The organism is Variovorax sp. GW821-FHT09B01 (assembly GCF_059418345.1).
Genome location: NZ_JBWKPQ010000002.1, coordinates 697,923 through 713,462, shown reverse-complemented (window position 1 = coordinate 713,462; position 15,540 = coordinate 697,923). Strand labels below are relative to the sequence as shown.

Here is a 15,540-nt window from a genome sequence, read left to right as displayed (position 1 = left end):
TTGACTGAATAAAAGGCACCTTCGAACACGTGGCATTGCAGCAGACAGTGGAACAAACCGTGGCCGGTCTCGGCTACGACCTGGTCGAGATCGAACGCTCGGCGGGAGGATTGCTGCGCGTGACGATTGATTTGCCGTGGACGGCCCCCACATCGGAGGCTCTCGCCGCCGGCACGCCCGAGCCCTTCGTCACGGTCGAGGACTGCGAGAAGGTCACGCGACAGCTCCAGTTCGCGCTCGAGGTGGATGGCGCCGATTACAAGCGGCTCGAGGTGTCCTCGCCGGGTATCGACCGTCCGCTGCGCCACGAGAAGGATTTCGAGCGCTTCGAGGGCGAGGTGATCGACATCACGCTGAAGGCGCCGATCGGCGAGGCGGCGGCCGGCCAGGTGTCGGCCAATCGCAAGAAGTTTCGCGGCACGCTCGAGCGGGCCGCACAGGCGGGAGGGGCCGACGGCCCTCAGGGCTGGCAGATCGTCTGGAGCGACGAGCCGGAGCCCAAGCCGGGTCAGAAAGTCAGCAGGAAGCGCGCGCCGGCACCGTTGCAGGCGCTGGGCTTCGTGCTGGACGAGCTGCGCGAAGCGCGGCTGGCACCCATCGTGGATTTCAAGGGGCGCAAGCCCAGGGCCCGTCAGGGCTCGCAGGACATTGGCGGAACAAAGGTTCCGGACTGACTAGAGGAGTGGTGGCATGAATCGCGAAATGTTGATGTTGGTGGATGCGATCTCGCGCGAGAAGAACGTCGAGCGTGACGTCGTCTTCGGCGCGGTCGAGTCCGCGCTGGCGCAGGCCACCAAGAAGCTGTACCAGGGCGAGGTGGACATCCGCGTCGCCGTCGACCGCGACAGCGGCGACTACGAGACCTTCCGTCGCTGGCACGTGGTGCCCGACGAAGCCGGCCTGCAGCAGCCCGACCAGGAAATCCTTCTGTTCGAGGCCAAGGAAGAGATGCCCGACATCGAGGTCGACGAGTACATCGAGGAATCGGTGGACTCGGTGCCGATCGGCCGCATCGGCGCCATGGCCGCCAAGCAGGTGATCCTGCAGAAGATCCGCGACGCCGAGCGCGAGATGCTGCTCAACGACTTCATGTCGCGCGGCGACAAGATCTTCGTGGGCACCGTCAAGCGCCTGGACAAGGGCGACATCATCGTCGAGGCCGGCCGCGTCGAAGGCCGCCTGCGCCGCAGCGAGATGATCGCCAAGGAAAACCTGCGCAACGGCGACCGCGTGCGCGCGATGATCATGGAGGTCGACCTGACGCTGCGCGGCGCGCCGATCATCCTGTCGCGCTCGGCCCCCGAGTTCATGATCGAGCTGTTCCGCCAGGAAGTGCCCGAGATCGAACAGGGCCTGCTCGAGATCAAGAGCTGCGCCCGCGACCCCGGTTCGCGCGCCAAGATCGCCGTGCTCTCGCACGACAAGCGTGTCGACCCGATCGGCACCTGCGTCGGCGTGCGCGGCACCCGCGTCAACGCCGTGACCAACGAGCTCGCCGGCGAGCGCGTGGACATCGTGCTGTGGAGCGAGGACCCGGCCCAATTCGTGATCGGCGCCCTGGCGCCGGCCAACGTGTCGTCCATCGTGGTGGACGAGGAAAAGCACGCCATGGACGTGGTGGTCGACGAGGAAAACCTCGCGATCGCGATCGGCCGTGGCGGCCAGAACGTGCGTCTGGCTTCCGAGCTCACCGGCTGGAAGATCAACATCATGGACGCCAACGAGTCGGCCCAGAAGCAGGCGAACGAAACCGACGCCGCGCGCCGCCTGTTCATGGAGAAGCTCGACGTCGACGAGGAAATCGCGGACATCCTGATCTCCGAGGGCTTTACCAGCCTCGAGGAAGTGGCCTACGTGCCGATCTCCGAGATGCTCGAGATCGAAGCCTTCGACGAAGACACGGTCAACGAACTGCGCTCGCGTGCCAAGGATGCGCTGCTGACCATGGAAATCGCCAAGGAAGAGGGCGTCGATACCGTCTCGCAGAATCTGCGCGACCTCGAAGGCCTGAACCCCGACCTGATTCCGAAGCTGGCCGAGGCGGGGGTGAACACCCGCGACGACCTGGCCGACCTCGCGGTCGATGAACTCACCGAGATCACCGGCCTGAGCGCCGATGACGCCAAAACCCTCATCTTGAAGGCCCGCGAACACTGGTTCGCTGGCCAAGAGTGATGGTCATGGAGGCACGAAACGAATATGTCCAGTACCACTGTCGCCGAGTTCGCGAATGAACTCAAGAAGACTCCCGAAACCTTGCTCGATCAGCTTCGCAGCGCCGGCGTGCCCAAAGCGGCCGCCAGCGACGCGCTGACCGAGTCGGACAAGCAGCGCCTGCTCGGTTTCCTGAAGGCCAGCCACGGCACTGTCGAGCCCGAGCGCAAGAAGATCACGTTGACCAAGAAGTCGACCAGCGAGATCAAGCAGGCCGACGCCACCGGTCGCGCCCGCACGATCCAGGTCGAGGTGCGCAAGAAGCGCACCTTCATCCAGCGCGACGAAGGCCCCGCGGGTGCCGTCGAGGCCCCGGCACCGGTTGCCGCCGCGCCCGTCGCCGCGCCGGCCGAGCCGGCCACGCCGCGCATCGATGAAGCCGAACTCGCCCGCCGCGAGGAGGAAGCCCGCCGCCAGGCCGAGCTGATCCGCCGCCAGGAAGAAGAGCTGGCCGAGAAGCGTCGCCAGCGCGAGGAAACCGAAGCGCGCGAACGCGAGAAGGTCGAACGCGCCGAGCAGGCCGAACAGGCCGAGCAGGCACGCCAGGAAGCCGCGCAGGCGGCTCGCCAGGAAGCCCAGAAGAAGGCCGAGACGGCCGCCGAAGCGGCCAAGCCGGTCGCCCGCAGCTCCGCCAACAGCGCCGCCAAGGCCGAGGCCGAAGTCGCCGCGCTGAAGGAAGCCGCGGAAGCGCAGGTCGTCGCCGCCAAGCAGGCCGCCGAGGCCAAGGCCGCGGCCCAGGCCGCCGCCACGCAGGCCAAGGAAGATGCGAAGGCCAAGGCCGCCGCCGAGTCCAAGGCCCGTGCCGACGAGGAAGCCGCGCGTGCGCGCGACCTCGACGAGCGCCGCCGCAAGGCCCTGGCCGAAGCCGAGGCCATCCGCGCCATGATGAATGCACCGGCCCGCGTGCTGGTGCCGCACAAGGTCGAGAAGCCGGTCGCCGAGGTCAAGCCCGCCGGTGGCGTCAAGGGCACGCTGCACAAGCCGACCGCGCCCGCGGCCCGCGCCGGAGCCCCGGCCGCGCCGGGTGCTGCGGCCGCGCCTGCCGGCGGTGCCGCCGGCAAGGAAGTGAAATCGGCCAAGCTCTCCTCGAGCTGGGCCGGCGACACCGCCAAGAAGAAGGAAATCAAGACCCGCGGCGACGCGAGCGGCGGCGTGGGCCGTGGCAACTGGCGCGGCGGTCCGCGCGGACGCCGCGGCAACGACCGTGGCCACGACGACCAGCAGCACGCACCGGCAGCACCGGTCGAGGCCCGCATCATCGAGGTGCACGTGCCGGAAACCATCACGGTGTCCGAGCTCGCGCACAAGATGTCGGTCAAGGCGTCCGAGGTGATCAAGCAGCTGATGAAGCTGGGCCAGATGGCCACGATGAACCAGGCGCTCGACCAGGACACCGCGATGATCGTGGTGGAGGAAATGGGTCACAACGCGGTGGTTGCCGCGCTCGACGATCCCGAAGCCTTCACCGACGAGGACGTGTCGGCGCAAACCGCCGAAGCCCTGCCGCGCGCACCGGTCGTGACCGTCATGGGTCACGTCGACCACGGCAAGACCTCGCTGCTGGACTACATCCGCCGCGCCAAGGTGGCCGCGGGCGAAGCCGGCGGCATCACGCAGCACATCGGTGCCTACCACGTGGAAACCGAACGCGGCATGGTGTCGTTCCTCGACACCCCGGGTCACGAGGCGTTCACCGCCATGCGTGCCCGTGGCGCGCAGGCCACCGACATCGTGATCCTGGTGGTGGCGGCCGACGACGGCGTCATGCCCCAGACCAAGGAAGCCATCAAGCACGCGAAGGCGGCGGGTGTGCCGATCGTGGTCGCGATCAACAAGATCGACAAGCCCGATGCCAACCTGGACCGCGTGAAGCAGGAACTGGTGGCCGAAGAGGTGGTGCCCGAAGAGTACGGCGGCGACGTTCCGTTCGTCGGCGTCTCGGCCAAGACCGGCCAGGGCATCGACGACCTGCTCGAACAGGTGCTGCTGCAGGCCGAAGTGCTGGAACTCAAGGCGCCGGTGGATGCCGCCGCCAAGGGCCTGGTCATCGAAGCGCAGCTCGACAAGGGCCGCGGCCCGGTCGCGACCGTGCTGGTTCAGTCCGGCACGCTCAAGACCGGCGACGTGGTGCTGGCCGGCTCGACCTATGGCCGCGTGCGCGCCATGCTCGACGAGGACGGCAAGCCGACCAAGACGGCCGGTCCGTCGATCCCGGTCGAGATCCAGGGCCTGACCGAAGTGCCGCAGGCCGGCGACGAGTTCATGGTGATGAGCGACGAGCGCCGTGCGCGCGAAATCGCCACCTACCGTGCCGGCAAGTTCCGCAACACCAAGTTGGCGAAGCTGCAGGCCGCGAACCTGCAGAACATGTTCACCGACCTGTCGGCGGGCGAAGTGCAGACGCTGCGCATCATCATCAAGGCCGACGTGCAGGGCTCGCAGGAAGCGCTCGCGCAATCGCTGCTCAAGCTCGCGACCGACGAGGTCAAGGTGCAGGTGGTGTATGCGGGCGTGGGCGGCATCAGCGAAAGCGACATCAACCTCGCGATCGCCTCGAAGGCGGTGGTGATCGGCTTCAACGTGCGGGCCGATGCCGGCGCGCGCAAGCTGGCCGAGGGCAATGGTGTCCAGCTCAACTACTACAGCATCATTTACGACGCGGTGGACGAGATCAAGGTCGCCATGTCGGGCATGCTGGCACCGGAGCGCCGCGAGGAAATCATCGGCTCGGCCGAGATCCGCACGGTGTTCGTGGCCTCGAAGATCGGTACCGTGGCCGGTTCGTACGTCACCTCGGGCTATGTCACCCGCAGCTCGCACTTCCGCCTGCTGCGCGACAACGTGGTGGTCTACACCGGCGAAGTCGACTCGCTCAAGCGCATGAAGGACGATGTCCGCGAAGTGCGCGAAGGCTTCGAGTGCGGTATCAAGCTCAAGAACTACAACGACATCAAAGAGGGCGATCAGCTCGAGTTCTTCGAAATCAAGGAAATCGCGCGTACGTTGTAAAGCGCGCCACGATATCGGGCTCATTGCCGCGTTGCAGCCGCCTTGCCGTACGGATGTACTGTCTGCGGCGGCGCGCCTTGCACTGAGCCCGATCTCGTGACGCTAGTGATTGATCAAATGCCCAAAAGAAAAGCCGCCACTCCCAACCGCGCCTTCAAGGTCGCCGATCAGATCCAGCGCGATCTGACGGAGCTGATCGCGCGCGAGTTGAAGGACCCGCGCGTGGGCATGGTCACGTTGCAGGCGGTGGAAGTCACGCCCGACTATGCGCACGCGAAGATCTTCTTCAGCCTGCTCACCGGCGACGTGGACGAGACCACCGAAGCGCTCAACCAGGCCGCGGGCTTCCTGCGCAACGGCCTGTTCAAGCGCCTGCACATCCACACCGTGCCCACGCTGCACTTCGTGTTCGACCGCACCACCGAGCGTGCCGCCGACATGAACGCGCTGATCGCGCAGGCCGTCGCTTCGCGTTCGAAAGACGACTAGCCATGAATGCGCCACGCACAAGGGTGCAGCGGCGCCCTGTGCATGGGGTGTTGCTGCTCGACAAACCGCTGGGACTGTCCAGCAACCAGGCCTTGCAGAAGGCCAAGTGGCTGCTGCGCGCCGAGAAGGCGGGCCATACCGGCACGCTCGATCCGCTGGCCACCGGCGTGCTGCCGCTGTGCTTCGGCGCGGCCACCAAGTTCAGCCAGCTGCACCTCGACGCCGACAAGACCTACGTCGCCACCGCGCGGCTGGGCATCCGCACCGCCACCGGCGATGCCGAGGGCGAGGTGATCGCCGAACGTCCGGTCCAGGTCACGGCCGAGGACCTGGCGCGCGCCGAGGCGCTCTACACCGGCCCGATCCGCCAGGTGCCGCCGATGCACAGCGCGCTCAAGAAGGACGGCAAGGCGCTCTATGAATACGCGCGCGAGGGCATCGAGGTCGAGCGCGCGCCGCGCGACGTCGTCATCCACGCGCTGAAGATCGCGCAGACCGCGGCCGATGCCATCCGCATCGAGGCCTCGGTCAGCAAGGGCACCTACATCCGCACCCTGGGCGAGGACATCGGCGAGGCACTGGGCTGCGGTGCCCACCTGAGCTCGCTGCGCCGCACCGCCACCGGCGGCTTCGTGGCGGCCCAGTGCATCACGCTCGAGGCCCTCGAGGCCATGGACGAGGACGAGCGGCTGGCGCGGTTGTTGCCTGCCGAATGTCTGGTCGAGGGCCACACGATCGTCACGCTGGGCAGCGAGGATGCAGGGCGCTTTCTGTCCGGCCTGCGTCGGCGCGGGCCGTGGGCCGATGCGGCCCGGGTCGCGGTGTTCGGCGAATCGCCCCCGGCCTTCCTCGGCACGGCCCACGTGGCCGCCCATGAACTGATCCCGGGGCGCTTGCTGAACCCCATCGAAATCCAGCAAATTCTTTTGAACGCACCACAGACCGAAGCGACACCATGACCAAGCAAATCCGCAATATCGCCATCATTGCCCACGTGGACCATGGCAAGACCACGATGGTCGACCAGCTGCTGCGCCAATCGGGCACCTTCGCCGAGCACGAGAAGGTCGTCGACACGGTGATGGACAACAACGCGATCGAAAAGGAACGTGGCATCACGATCCTGGCGAAGAACTGCGCCGTGACCTGGCAGGGCACGCACATCAACATCGTCGACACCCCCGGCCACGCGGACTTCGGCGGTGAAGTGGAACGCGCGCTGTCGATGGTCGACGGCGTGGTGCTGCTGATCGACGCGCAGGAAGGCCCGATGCCGCAGACGCGCTTCGTGACCAAGAAGGCACTGGCCCTGGGCCTGAAGCCGATCCTGGTGGTGAACAAGGTCGACAAGCCCGGTGCCAACCCCGACAAGGTGGTCAACGCCGCCTTCGACCTGTTCGACAAGCTCGGCGCAACCGACGAACAGCTCGACTTCCCCGTGGTCTACGCCTCGGGCATCAACGGCTGGTCCTCGCTCGAGGAGGGCGCGCCCGGCGAGCAGTGGGGTCCCGACATGTCGGCCCTGTTCGACACCATCCTGAAGCACGTGCCTTCGCAGAAGGGCGACCCGGCCGCGCCGCTGCAGCTGCAGATCTCGGCCCTCGACTTCTCGACCTTCGTCGGCCGCATCGGCGTGGGCCGCATCAGCCAGGGCACCCTGAAGCCGATGATGGACGTGCTGGTGATGGAAGGCCCGGACGGCCAGTCCGTCAAGGGCCGCATCAACCAGGTGCTGACCTTCCAGGGCCTGGACCGCGTGCAGGCCACCGAAGCCGGCCCGGGCGAGATCGTGCTGATCAACGGCATCGCCGACATCGGCATCGGCGTCACCGTGACCGACCCCGCGAGCCCGGCGCCGCTGCCGATGCTCAAGGTCGACGAGCCCACGCTGACCATGAACTTCTGCGTCAACACCAGCCCGCTGGCCGGCCGCGAAGGCAAGTACGTCACCAGCCGCCAGATCTGGGACCGCCTGCAGAAGGAACTGCAGCACAACGTGGCGCTGCGCGTGAACGAGACCGACGAAGAAGGCGTGTTCGAGGTCATGGGCCGCGGCGAACTGCACCTGACCATCCTGCTGGAGAACATGCGCCGCGAGGGCTACGAGATGGCCGTCTCGAAGCCGCGCGTGGTGTTCCGCAACGTCAACGGCGAGAAGCACGAGCCGATCGAGCTGGTGACGGCCGACATCGAAGAGCAGCACCAGGGCGGCGTGATGCAGGCCCTGGGCGAGCGCAAGGGCGAACTGGTCAACATGGAACCGGACGGCCGTGGCCGCGTGCGCCTCGAGTACCGCATCCCGGCGCGTGGCCTGATCGGCTTCACCAACGAATTCCTGAACCTGACGCGCGGTTCGGGCCTGATCAGCAACATCTTCGACAGCTACGAGCCGCACAAGGGCGAGATCGGCAGCCGCAAGAACGGCGTGCTGATCTCGATGGACGACGGTGAAATCTTCACCTACGCCCTCGGCAAGCTCGACGACCGCGGCCGCATGTTCGTGAAGGCGAACGATCCGGTGTACGAAGGCATGATCGTCGGCATCCACAGCCGCGACAACGATCTGGTGGTGAACGCCACCCGCACCAAGCAGCTCACGAACTTCCGCGTCTCGGGCAAGGAAGACGCGATCAAGATCACGCCGCCGATCGACCTCACGCTCGAATACGGCGTCGAGTTCATCGAGGACGACGAGCTGGTCGAGATCACGCCCAAGAGCGTGCGCCTGCGCAAGCGCTTCCTGAAGGAACACGAGCGCAAGCGCGCGAGCCGCGAATCGGCCGTCTGAGGACCGCCTCCGCGCCATGCCCCTGCACCTGACCCACGGCGGCGCCGTGGGGCTGATGGTGGCCGTGACCCTGATGTGGGGCACGGCGGGCATGGTCACGCGCCATCTCGAGGGCGCGCACAGTTTCGAGATCACCTTCTGGCGCGGCCTGTTCACCGTGCTGTCGCTGTGCGCGATCCTGCCGCTGTGGCGCGGGCCGAAGGTGTTCCGCGCGCTGCTGGCCGGCGGGCGCGAGCTCTGGATCTCGGGCCTGTGCTGGGCCGTGATGTTCACGGCCTTCATGGTGGCGCTCACGCTGGCGTCCACCGCGAGCGTGCTGGTCACCATGTCGCTGGGGCCGTTGCTCACCGCGCTCGCGGCGCGGCTGTTCATCGGCCACAGGCTGCCGGCACGCACCTGGCTCGCCATCGTGGTGGCGGGGCTGGGCATCGGATGGATGTACGGCGCGCAGCTGCTCGGTGGTGCGGGCGGATCGCTGCTGGGCACGCTGGTGGCGCTGTGCGTGCCGCTGGCCGGCGCCGCCAACTGGACCGTGGTGCAGCATGCGCAGGCCAGGGGCCAGCGCATCGACCTCGTGCCCGCGGTGCTGATCGGCGCCGTGCTGTGCACGCTCGCCACCTTGCCGCTGGCCATGCCGTTCCGCGCCAGCGCGCACGACCTCGGCCTGCTGGCTTTTCTCGGCCTGTTCCAGCTCGCGATTCCCTGCGTGCTGTCGGTGCTGTGCGCCAGCGTGCTGAAGGCACCCGAGGTGGCGCTGCTGGCCCTGCTCGAGGTGATCTTCGGCATCGCGCTGGCCTGGCTCGGCGCGAACGAGAAACCGGCTCCCAGCGTGCTGACCGGCGGCGCCATGGTGATCGGCGCGCTGCTGTTCAACGAGCTGCTGGCGCTGCGCGATCGGCGCACGACGGTGGCCGACCAGGCCGTGCCGGGCGCGCATTGAACGCGCACTGAGCGCGGCGCGTCGTCTATCGCGCCTTGGGCGGCGGCAGCTTCGGCATCACGAGCGTCGGCGGGGGAGGCGGCGGCTCGGGCAGCTCGAGCGGTCCCAATGCGCATCGGTCGCGCCCTGTTTGCCGAGCCGTGCCTCGACCACCGCCATCGCGAAGCGTCGATCGAAATCCCCATCCACACGCCAGATGCCGGTGTCGTCGGGCGCCAGCGTGATCTCGGCGCGCAGCGGCAGCGACGCGGCTCCGCTGGCTTGCACGCCGCCGAGCGCGCCGAGCCGGCGGTCGTCGTAGACCATCACCACCGGACAGACCTGCTGCTGCCCGTCCCCGGCCTGGCAGGCGCCGGCGGGTTCGACCTCGGTCAGCGGGAGCCTGGGGTTCGGATCGATCGCCATGAGCGGCGCTTCGCGCAGCGCGCGCAGGCGTTCCTGCAGGTTCTTGGGCGCCCGCATGCGCGCTTCCAGGTTGTCCACGCCTTCGCGCAGCGCGTCCGCGAGCGCCAGCCGGCCGACCGGCTCGGCGTTGTAGCGCGGGCGGCCTTCGGCATCGAGCTGGCCGAAGCGCGCCTCGACGATCGCCGCCTCGGCGCCGCGCACCACCGTGTCGCCGCTCGAGCCGCCGCTGTCGGACCCGATGGTGAAACCGATGGTCTCGGTCTTCCCGTCGCGCGACAGCGTGGCCAGGCAGCCGCGTACGTTGTCGGCCTTGAGGAAGCCGATCTCGTGCAGCGCGCTCACGCGGGCCTCGACGCCGGGCTCGGAACGCAGCCGCTCGTCGTTGCTGGTGCTCGATACCAGGCCGTCGAGTTCGCGCCGCGCGAGGTCGCTGTTGCAGGCTGGCAGGGCGTTCAGCTTCCACAGGTACGCGCCCGCCGCGCCGATCATCGCGATCACCGCGAGCACGCCGAGCCAGCGCGGGGGCCGCAGCCCCGTCGAGCGCTTGCGCGCCATGACCTTCGAGCTCGCGTTCTCGGCCGCGATGCGTTCGCGCGCCTGCGCGATGATCTGCCGCCGCTCGTCCGCGCCGACGAAGGCCGGCTCGGCCTCCACGCGCGCGGCGATGGCCTCGAAGCGCTCTTCCTCGAGCCAGCCATCGGTCACGAGCCAGGCGAGGGCGGTGGCCGGATCGGCACGCTGGTCGGACACCAGCGGCACCCACGGCAGCGCCTCTTCGAGGTCTTCGGCGTCGAGCAGGCCGTCGTCGCGCAGTGCCTGCACCACCGCATGCGAGAGGCCGAGCGCGCCGGCCTCGAGCAGCTCGTCGGATTCGTCGAGCGTGTCCTCCGCGTCCTCGGCCATCGAATCGCCGTGGGTCGCGACGATGCGCTCGATCAGCGCATCCTGGTCCTCGTTCTCGGCCGGCAGCAGCCCGCGCAGCCGCATCCAGGCATAGGCATGGGCCGGCGTCGGCGGCTTGGGCAGGCTCGCGTATTCGGGATGGGCGCGCGCGGCGGCGAGCCGAGGCGCGTCGACCAGGCCCTGGAGGACCAGCGCCTCGAAGGGCTCGGGATCGAGCCAGGCGTGCGCGGCCTCGGGGTCGGGAGCGGCGCCGCTGACCGGCACGCGCTCCAGTGCCTCGTCGCGCGCCTCGGCGTCGAGGCGGCCGTCCGCGTGCAGCGCGAGCACGGCCTCGCGCACGATGCCGCGCTCGCCGAGCCGGTGCAGCGCCTCGGCCTGCTCGGCGACCTTCACGGCCTCGTCGCGCGTGCCGCGGTCGAGTTCGTTGCGCTCGACGCGCCGGTCGAGCTGGATGCACAGCACGTGCGAGGCCACGGGATCGATCAGCCCCTGCTGCTGCATCCAGTCCAGCGCATGGGCCGGGCTCGGCAACGGCGCCAGCGTGGGGAAGCCGGGGTGGGCCAGCACGGCATCGTGCTGTTCGTCGGTGATCAGCCCCAGGGGGAGCAGGGCGGCGAAGGCGTCGAGATTGGCATTCGAAGGCATCGGGCCATTCTGCCGTCTGTGCGCGCCGGGCCCGGAAACGAAAAAGGCGGCCGTTGCGGGCCGCCTTCGTGGCGTGGATCACCCGGGCGCGAGCCCCGGGGTGACGAGCGCGGTCTCAGGGACGCGCGAGCTTCCAGGCGCCGTTGGCGAAGCCGTCGCCGGTCTTGTCGCCCGGCTTGGCGTCCTTGGCCCAGTAGTACAGCGGCCAGCCCTTGTAGGCCCATTGGCGCTTGCCGTCCTCGCGGATGATGATGGTGTAGCCACCCATCGGCCGGGCGGTTTCGGCCACGCCCAGCGGCGGCCAGTTGGTCGCGCACTGGCCGTTGCAGGCCGAGGTGCCCGAACCGGCGGCATCCTTGGTGAAGGTGTAGAGCGTCATGCCGTTCGGGCCGACGAGCACGCCGTCGGCGGTGCGCGTCGGGGTGTCGGGCGCGCTGGCGCTCTGGTTGGACATGCTGCCGCAGCCGGCGAGCAGGGCGGCCGCGAGGATCGAGGCGCTGAGCAATTTCATGCAGTTTCTCCTTCGTTGAGTGATCGCGAACATGGAAATGAGGGAATGCATGCGCGAACCGGCCGAGTGTATGCCGCGCTCAAGACAGATCCCGGTAGGCCAGCGTCGCCAGTTTCATCAGCGTCTCGCGCGGCAGCCGGCCGGCCACCGCGTAGCCGAAGCCCTGGTCGACCCAGTAGAAGCTGGGCACGGCGCCCTCGGTGGCGAAGCGGAACGCGGTCTCGGGCGCGGAGGGCGGTTTGGCGCCCGCGGTCTTGGGATCGAGCTGGCCGACATAGAGCGTGACCCGCTCGCCGGCCGCATCCTCGAACATGAACTGGGCCCGGGCGCCGTTCTCGCCGGGCAGCAGCCGGCCGCCGACCAGCGTGTAGCCCAGGGTCGAGAAGTCCGGCACCTTGAGCGGCCGGTCGAGCCGGCGCGACAGCCACTGCACCAGGTGCTGCTGCTCGGCCGCGGCCACCTCGACCGGATGGCGCTTCTCGGGCGTGTAGACCTGGTGCGCGAGCGAGGCCGCATGGACGAATTCGCGCACCGCCGGCGCGCGCGCCAGCGCGGTGCCCGGGCGCTGGGTGGCGCTCCACTGGGCATTGCCGAGCCAGCCGGCGCCGAAGGCGACCAGCAGGCCGGCCGCGATGCCGCCCCAGCGCCACCAGCCGTCGCGCGGCGCGGCCTCGCGTTCGAGCACGGCCGACAGGTGGGCCGGCGCGGGTTCATGGAGCAATTCGGCATGCAGTTGCCGCAGCGTGTCGCGCTGCGCCTGCCAAAGCGAAACCCGGGCCGCGAGGGCCGGATCGTCCGCCAGCGCGGCCTCGACGGCGGCGCGGCGCTCGGGCGCGAGCTGGCCGTCGACCCAGGCGTGCAGATCGTCGTCGGAAGGGGGCGGGGCGGGGCGGTTCATGGCGTTACTTGAGGCGGCGCAGGCCGGGGCGCGGGGCAGCACTGCCCGCCAGTGTGCCTGTCGACGTGCCCGCCGACGTGCCGGCTACGGCCGCGCCGTCGAGCAGTTCCTGCAGCCGCACGCGGGCGCGCGACAGCCGCGACATCACGGTGCCCAGCGGGATGCCGAGCACCTTCGCGACCTCGGCATAGGACAGATCTTCGAGCGTCACCAGCAGCAGCACGGCGCGTTGCTCTTCCGGCAGCTGCAGCAGGCAGCGCTGCAGGTCGAGCCGCACGCCGTGGTCGCGGCCGGGATCGACGCCGCCCTGCTGTTCGGGCGGCAGTTCGTCGAGCGACACGGCCGCATGCGGCGGCGGCGCGCGGCGCACCTGGCTCGCGAAGAGGTTGTGCATGATCGCGAACAGCCAGGCACGCAGGTCGCTGCCCGCCACCCACAGCCGCCACTTGCTGCAGGCGCGCTCGAGCGTGTCCTGCACCAGGTCGTCGGCGGCCCAGGCATTGCCGGTCAGCGCGCGCGCATAGCGGCGCAGGCCGGGAATGTGCGGGGCGAGCTGGCGGGCGTCCATGGAAGGCGGGAAGGCCCGGGCTCAGGGCTTGGCGGTCTTCCAGCTGCCGTTGACGCCGTCGCCGGTCTTGTCGCCGGGCTTCGTGTCCTTGATCCAGTAGTACAGCGGCCAGCCCTTGGCGGCCCACTGCTTCTTGCCGTCGTCGCGCGTGACGATGCTGAAGTCGCCCGCGGCCTTGTCGCCATCGGCCGCCATGTACGGCGGCCAGTTGGTGGCGCACTGGCCGTTGCAGACCGACTTGCCGTTGCCGGCCGTGTCCTTGTCGAAGGTGTAGAGGGTCATGCCGTTGGGGCCGACCAGGGCGCCGTCGGCGGCCTTGGGTTGGGCCGCGGCGGGCAGCGAGAGGAAACCGGCGGCCAGCAGCGTGGCGGCGAGGAAGGGAAGGCGGCGCGAGGTCAGCGGCATGGAAGAGCTCCTGGTTGTGGCGCCGGACGATCCGGCGACACCTGCATGAACGCCCGCGGCGCCGCGTTTATTCCATGGCCGCGCAAAAAAAGCGCGAACGCCGCGGCTCAGCGGCTGCGGCTCTTCATCGCGCGCTCGACTTCGCGCTTGCCTTCGCGGTCCTTGATGGTGTCGCGCTTGTCGTGCTCGGCCTTGCCCTTGGCCAGCGCGATCTCGCACTTCACCTTGCCGGCCTTCCAGTGCAGGTTCAGCGGCACCAGGGTGTAGCCCTTCTGCTCGACCTTGCCGGTCAGGCGGCGGATCTCTTCCTTGTGCAGCAACAGCTTCTTGGTGCGCACCGAGTCGGGCGTCACGTGGGTCGAGGCGCTCTTGAGCGGGTTGATCTGGCAGCCCAGCACGAACATCTCGCCGTCGCGGATCACCACGTAGCCGTCGGTGAGCTGCACCTTGCCTTCGCGCAGCGCCTTCACTTCCCAGCCTTCCAGCACCATGCCGGCCTCGAAGCGTTCCTCGAAGAAATAGTTGTACGCCGCCTTCTTGTTGTCGGCGATGCGGGAGGAGGTGTCTTGTTTCTTGGTGGCCATCGTTGTCATTTGGGGGCGCATGGCGCCCGGACAACCGCCCGGCATGCACAGGGCGTGGATTCTATGAAAGTGGCAGCAGGTGCCTTCAGCGCTGCCGCTGCAGCGTGCGATGGGGCGATTCGCCGAAGCGGCGCGCGTAGTCCTGCGCGAAGCGCCCGAGGTGGGCAAAGCCGAACTGCAGCGCGACCGAGGTGACGGTGGTGTCGGCCCCCGGTTCGCTCAGGCGCTCGTGCACGGCGAGCAGCCGCCGCTCGCGCAGGTAGGCCATCGGCGTCTGGCCCGCATGCTGGCGGAACGCCACCTGCAGGCTGCGCACGCACAGCCCGCTGGCCGAGGCGATCTCGTCGACCGTGAGCGCATCGGGCAGGTGGGCCTCGATGTACTCGCGGGCACGGCGCAGCGCGCGCGGCGAGACGTCGCCGCGCTCGGCGCCCAGGCGCGCGCTCTGGTTGTGCGGCAACTGGCCCAGCAGGGTGTGGATCAGGCCCGATTCGGCCTGGGCCAGGAAGGGCGTGGTCAGCGGCGTGCGGCCGCACGAGAGCTCCTGCGCGAGGAATTCGACCAGGTGCTTCACGCTCGCGCCCGCGCCCTCGTCGAGCGCGATCTCGGGCTCGAATTCGAGCGGCCGCGCGCCGGCCGCCTCGCCGCACAGCGACTCCCAGTGGCGCTGCACCACCGCCTTGCCGATCTTCACGATCAGGTGCGGCGTGTCGTCGCCCCAGCGCATGCGCAGCGGCTGGCTCGGCGAGGCCAGCGAGGCCCGGTGCGCGTCGGAGGTGAAGGAGCGGCCGGCCCACTCGATGCGGGCGTTGCCCCTGAGCGGGATCTGCAGCAGATAGAAGTCGCCGAGGCAGCCGGGATCGATCTCGACCTCGGCGCCGTACTGCACGTAGTTCAGCGAGATGTCGCCCAGCGGCGCGACATGGTGGCGCGCGTCGAAGCGCGAGCTGCCGTGCCCGAGGTGCAGCCGGTGCGGACAGAAGATGCGCGCCACCTCGTCGCGCGCCTCGTCGAGGTCGGGCGTGGCGATGACGGCATAGCGCGACAGGGGAAGCGAGGCCGATGCAGCGACAGCGTGTTCCATGCGGGGCGGCGTGGGGCAGCGAATAAATGCGTTTTGCGGACAGCGGCTGCGCAATCCGGATTGGGGTCTGAATCCTTCAAATCTAAAGTAACTGCAA

Annotated in this window: 14 protein-coding genes; 7 read left to right on the top strand and 7 right to left on the bottom strand. The window is 68.9% G+C overall.

Annotated elements, in window-relative coordinates:
* Positions 1 to 29: 29 nt before the first annotated feature.
* From rimP to AC07RV_RS10315, 7 genes are all read left to right on the top strand, one after another.
* A complete protein-coding gene (gene rimP, locus AC07RV_RS10345; RefSeq protein ID WP_296787839.1) occupies positions 30 to 674 on the top strand; it encodes a ribosome maturation factor RimP in 645 nt (214 codons plus the stop codon).
* A gap of 16 nt (positions 675 to 690) precedes the next feature.
* Positions 691 to 2,175 carry a transcription termination factor NusA gene (gene nusA / locus AC07RV_RS10340; RefSeq protein WP_093341763.1) on the top strand — a complete coding sequence of 495 codons (1,485 nt, stop codon included), beginning with the start codon at positions 691 to 693 and terminating at the stop codon, positions 2,173 to 2,175.
* Between the two features lie 24 nt (positions 2,176 to 2,199).
* Positions 2,200 to 5,223: a translation initiation factor IF-2 gene (gene infB, locus AC07RV_RS10335; RefSeq protein WP_296787841.1), complete on the top strand. Its 3,024-nt coding sequence runs from the start codon at positions 2,200 to 2,202 to the stop codon at positions 5,221 to 5,223.
* Positions 5,224 to 5,340: 117 nt separating this feature from the next.
* Complete coding sequence (gene rbfA, locus AC07RV_RS10330) at positions 5,341 to 5,712, top strand: 30S ribosome-binding factor RbfA (RefSeq protein ID WP_093341767.1); 372 nt, start codon at positions 5,341 to 5,343, stop codon at positions 5,710 to 5,712.
* A gap of 2 nt (positions 5,713 to 5,714) precedes the next feature.
* Positions 5,715 to 6,671 (top strand): tRNA pseudouridine(55) synthase TruB, encoded by a 957-nt coding sequence (truB, locus tag AC07RV_RS10325; protein ID WP_296787844.1) that lies wholly within the window; start codon positions 5,715 to 5,717, stop codon positions 6,669 to 6,671.
* Complete coding sequence (typA, locus tag AC07RV_RS10320; protein WP_093341770.1) at positions 6,668 to 8,500, top strand: translational GTPase TypA; 1,833 nt, start codon at positions 6,668 to 6,670, stop codon at positions 8,498 to 8,500. The genes truB and typA overlap by 4 nt, the downstream gene beginning before the upstream one ends.
* Positions 8,501 to 8,516: 16 nt before the next feature.
* Positions 8,517 to 9,440, top strand: a complete 924-nt coding sequence (locus tag AC07RV_RS10315) for a DMT family transporter (protein WP_296787846.1) — start codon at positions 8,517 to 8,519, stop codon at positions 9,438 to 9,440.
* A gap of 57 nt (positions 9,441 to 9,497) precedes the next feature.
* Here AC07RV_RS10315 and AC07RV_RS10310 read toward each other — a convergent pair whose 3' ends face one another.
* The 7 genes from AC07RV_RS10310 to AC07RV_RS10280 form a co-directional block, all read right to left on the bottom strand.
* A complete protein-coding gene (locus AC07RV_RS10310) occupies positions 9,498 to 11,393 on the bottom strand; it encodes a hypothetical protein (protein ID WP_296787848.1) in 1,896 nt (631 codons plus the stop codon).
* A 115-nt stretch (positions 11,394 to 11,508) separates the two neighbouring features.
* Complete coding sequence (locus AC07RV_RS10305) at positions 11,509 to 11,904, bottom strand: COG4315 family predicted lipoprotein (RefSeq protein ID WP_093341773.1); 396 nt, start codon at positions 11,902 to 11,904, stop codon at positions 11,509 to 11,511.
* 79 nt (positions 11,905 to 11,983) lie between these two features.
* Positions 11,984 to 12,802 carry an anti-sigma factor family protein gene (locus tag AC07RV_RS10300; protein WP_296787851.1) on the bottom strand — a complete coding sequence of 273 codons (819 nt, stop codon included), beginning with the start codon at positions 12,800 to 12,802 and terminating at the stop codon, positions 11,984 to 11,986.
* Between the two features lie 4 nt (positions 12,803 to 12,806).
* Positions 12,807 to 13,370 (bottom strand): sigma-70 family RNA polymerase sigma factor, encoded by a 564-nt coding sequence (locus tag AC07RV_RS10295; RefSeq protein WP_296787853.1) that lies wholly within the window; start codon positions 13,368 to 13,370, stop codon positions 12,807 to 12,809.
* A 21-nt stretch (positions 13,371 to 13,391) separates the two neighbouring features.
* Complete coding sequence (locus AC07RV_RS10290) at positions 13,392 to 13,775, bottom strand: COG4315 family predicted lipoprotein (RefSeq protein WP_093341776.1); 384 nt, start codon at positions 13,773 to 13,775, stop codon at positions 13,392 to 13,394.
* Between the two features lie 107 nt (positions 13,776 to 13,882).
* Positions 13,883 to 14,359 (bottom strand): SsrA-binding protein SmpB, encoded by a 477-nt coding sequence (gene smpB, locus AC07RV_RS10285; protein ID WP_057591776.1) that lies wholly within the window; start codon positions 14,357 to 14,359, stop codon positions 13,883 to 13,885.
* 85 nt (positions 14,360 to 14,444) lie between these two features.
* Positions 14,445 to 15,443 (bottom strand): AraC family transcriptional regulator, encoded by a 999-nt coding sequence (locus AC07RV_RS10280; protein ID WP_208507819.1) that lies wholly within the window; start codon positions 15,441 to 15,443, stop codon positions 14,445 to 14,447.
* Positions 15,444 to 15,540: the final 97 nt, after the last annotated feature.

What these genes read in the sequence shown, in the direction of transcription:
- nusA (WP_093341763.1), top strand. Translation starts at nt 691, where the DNA reads ATGAATCGCGAAATGTTGATGTTGGTGGATGCGATCTCGCGCGAGAAG.
- infB (WP_296787841.1), top strand. Translation starts at nt 2,200, where the DNA reads ATGTCCAGTACCACTGTCGCCGAGTTCGCGAATGAACTCAAGAAGACT.
- rbfA (WP_093341767.1), top strand. Translation starts at nt 5,341, where the DNA reads ATGCCCAAAAGAAAAGCCGCCACTCCCAACCGCGCCTTCAAGGTCGCC.
- truB (WP_296787844.1), top strand. Translation starts at nt 5,715, where the DNA reads ATGAATGCGCCACGCACAAGGGTGCAGCGGCGCCCTGTGCATGGGGTG.
- typA (WP_093341770.1), top strand. Translation starts at nt 6,668, where the DNA reads ATGACCAAGCAAATCCGCAATATCGCCATCATTGCCCACGTGGACCAT.
- AC07RV_RS10315 (WP_296787846.1), top strand. Translation starts at nt 8,517, where the DNA reads ATGCCCCTGCACCTGACCCACGGCGGCGCCGTGGGGCTGATGGTGGCC.
- AC07RV_RS10310 (WP_296787848.1), bottom strand. Translation starts at nt 11,393, where the DNA reads ATGCCTTCGAATGCCAATCTCGACGCCTTCGCCGCCCTGCTCCCCCTG.
- AC07RV_RS10305 (WP_093341773.1), bottom strand. Translation starts at nt 11,904, where the DNA reads ATGAAATTGCTCAGCGCCTCGATCCTCGCGGCCGCCCTGCTCGCCGGC.
- AC07RV_RS10300 (WP_296787851.1), bottom strand. Translation starts at nt 12,802, where the DNA reads ATGAACCGCCCCGCCCCGCCCCCTTCCGACGACGATCTGCACGCCTGG.
- AC07RV_RS10295 (WP_296787853.1), bottom strand. Translation starts at nt 13,370, where the DNA reads ATGGACGCCCGCCAGCTCGCCCCGCACATTCCCGGCCTGCGCCGCTAT.
- AC07RV_RS10290 (WP_093341776.1), bottom strand. Translation starts at nt 13,775, where the DNA reads ATGCCGCTGACCTCGCGCCGCCTTCCCTTCCTCGCCGCCACGCTGCTG.
- smpB (WP_057591776.1), bottom strand. Translation starts at nt 14,359, where the DNA reads ATGGCCACCAAGAAACAAGACACCTCCTCCCGCATCGCCGACAACAAG.
- AC07RV_RS10280 (WP_208507819.1), bottom strand. Translation starts at nt 15,443, where the DNA reads ATGGAACACGCTGTCGCTGCATCGGCCTCGCTTCCCCTGTCGCGCTAT.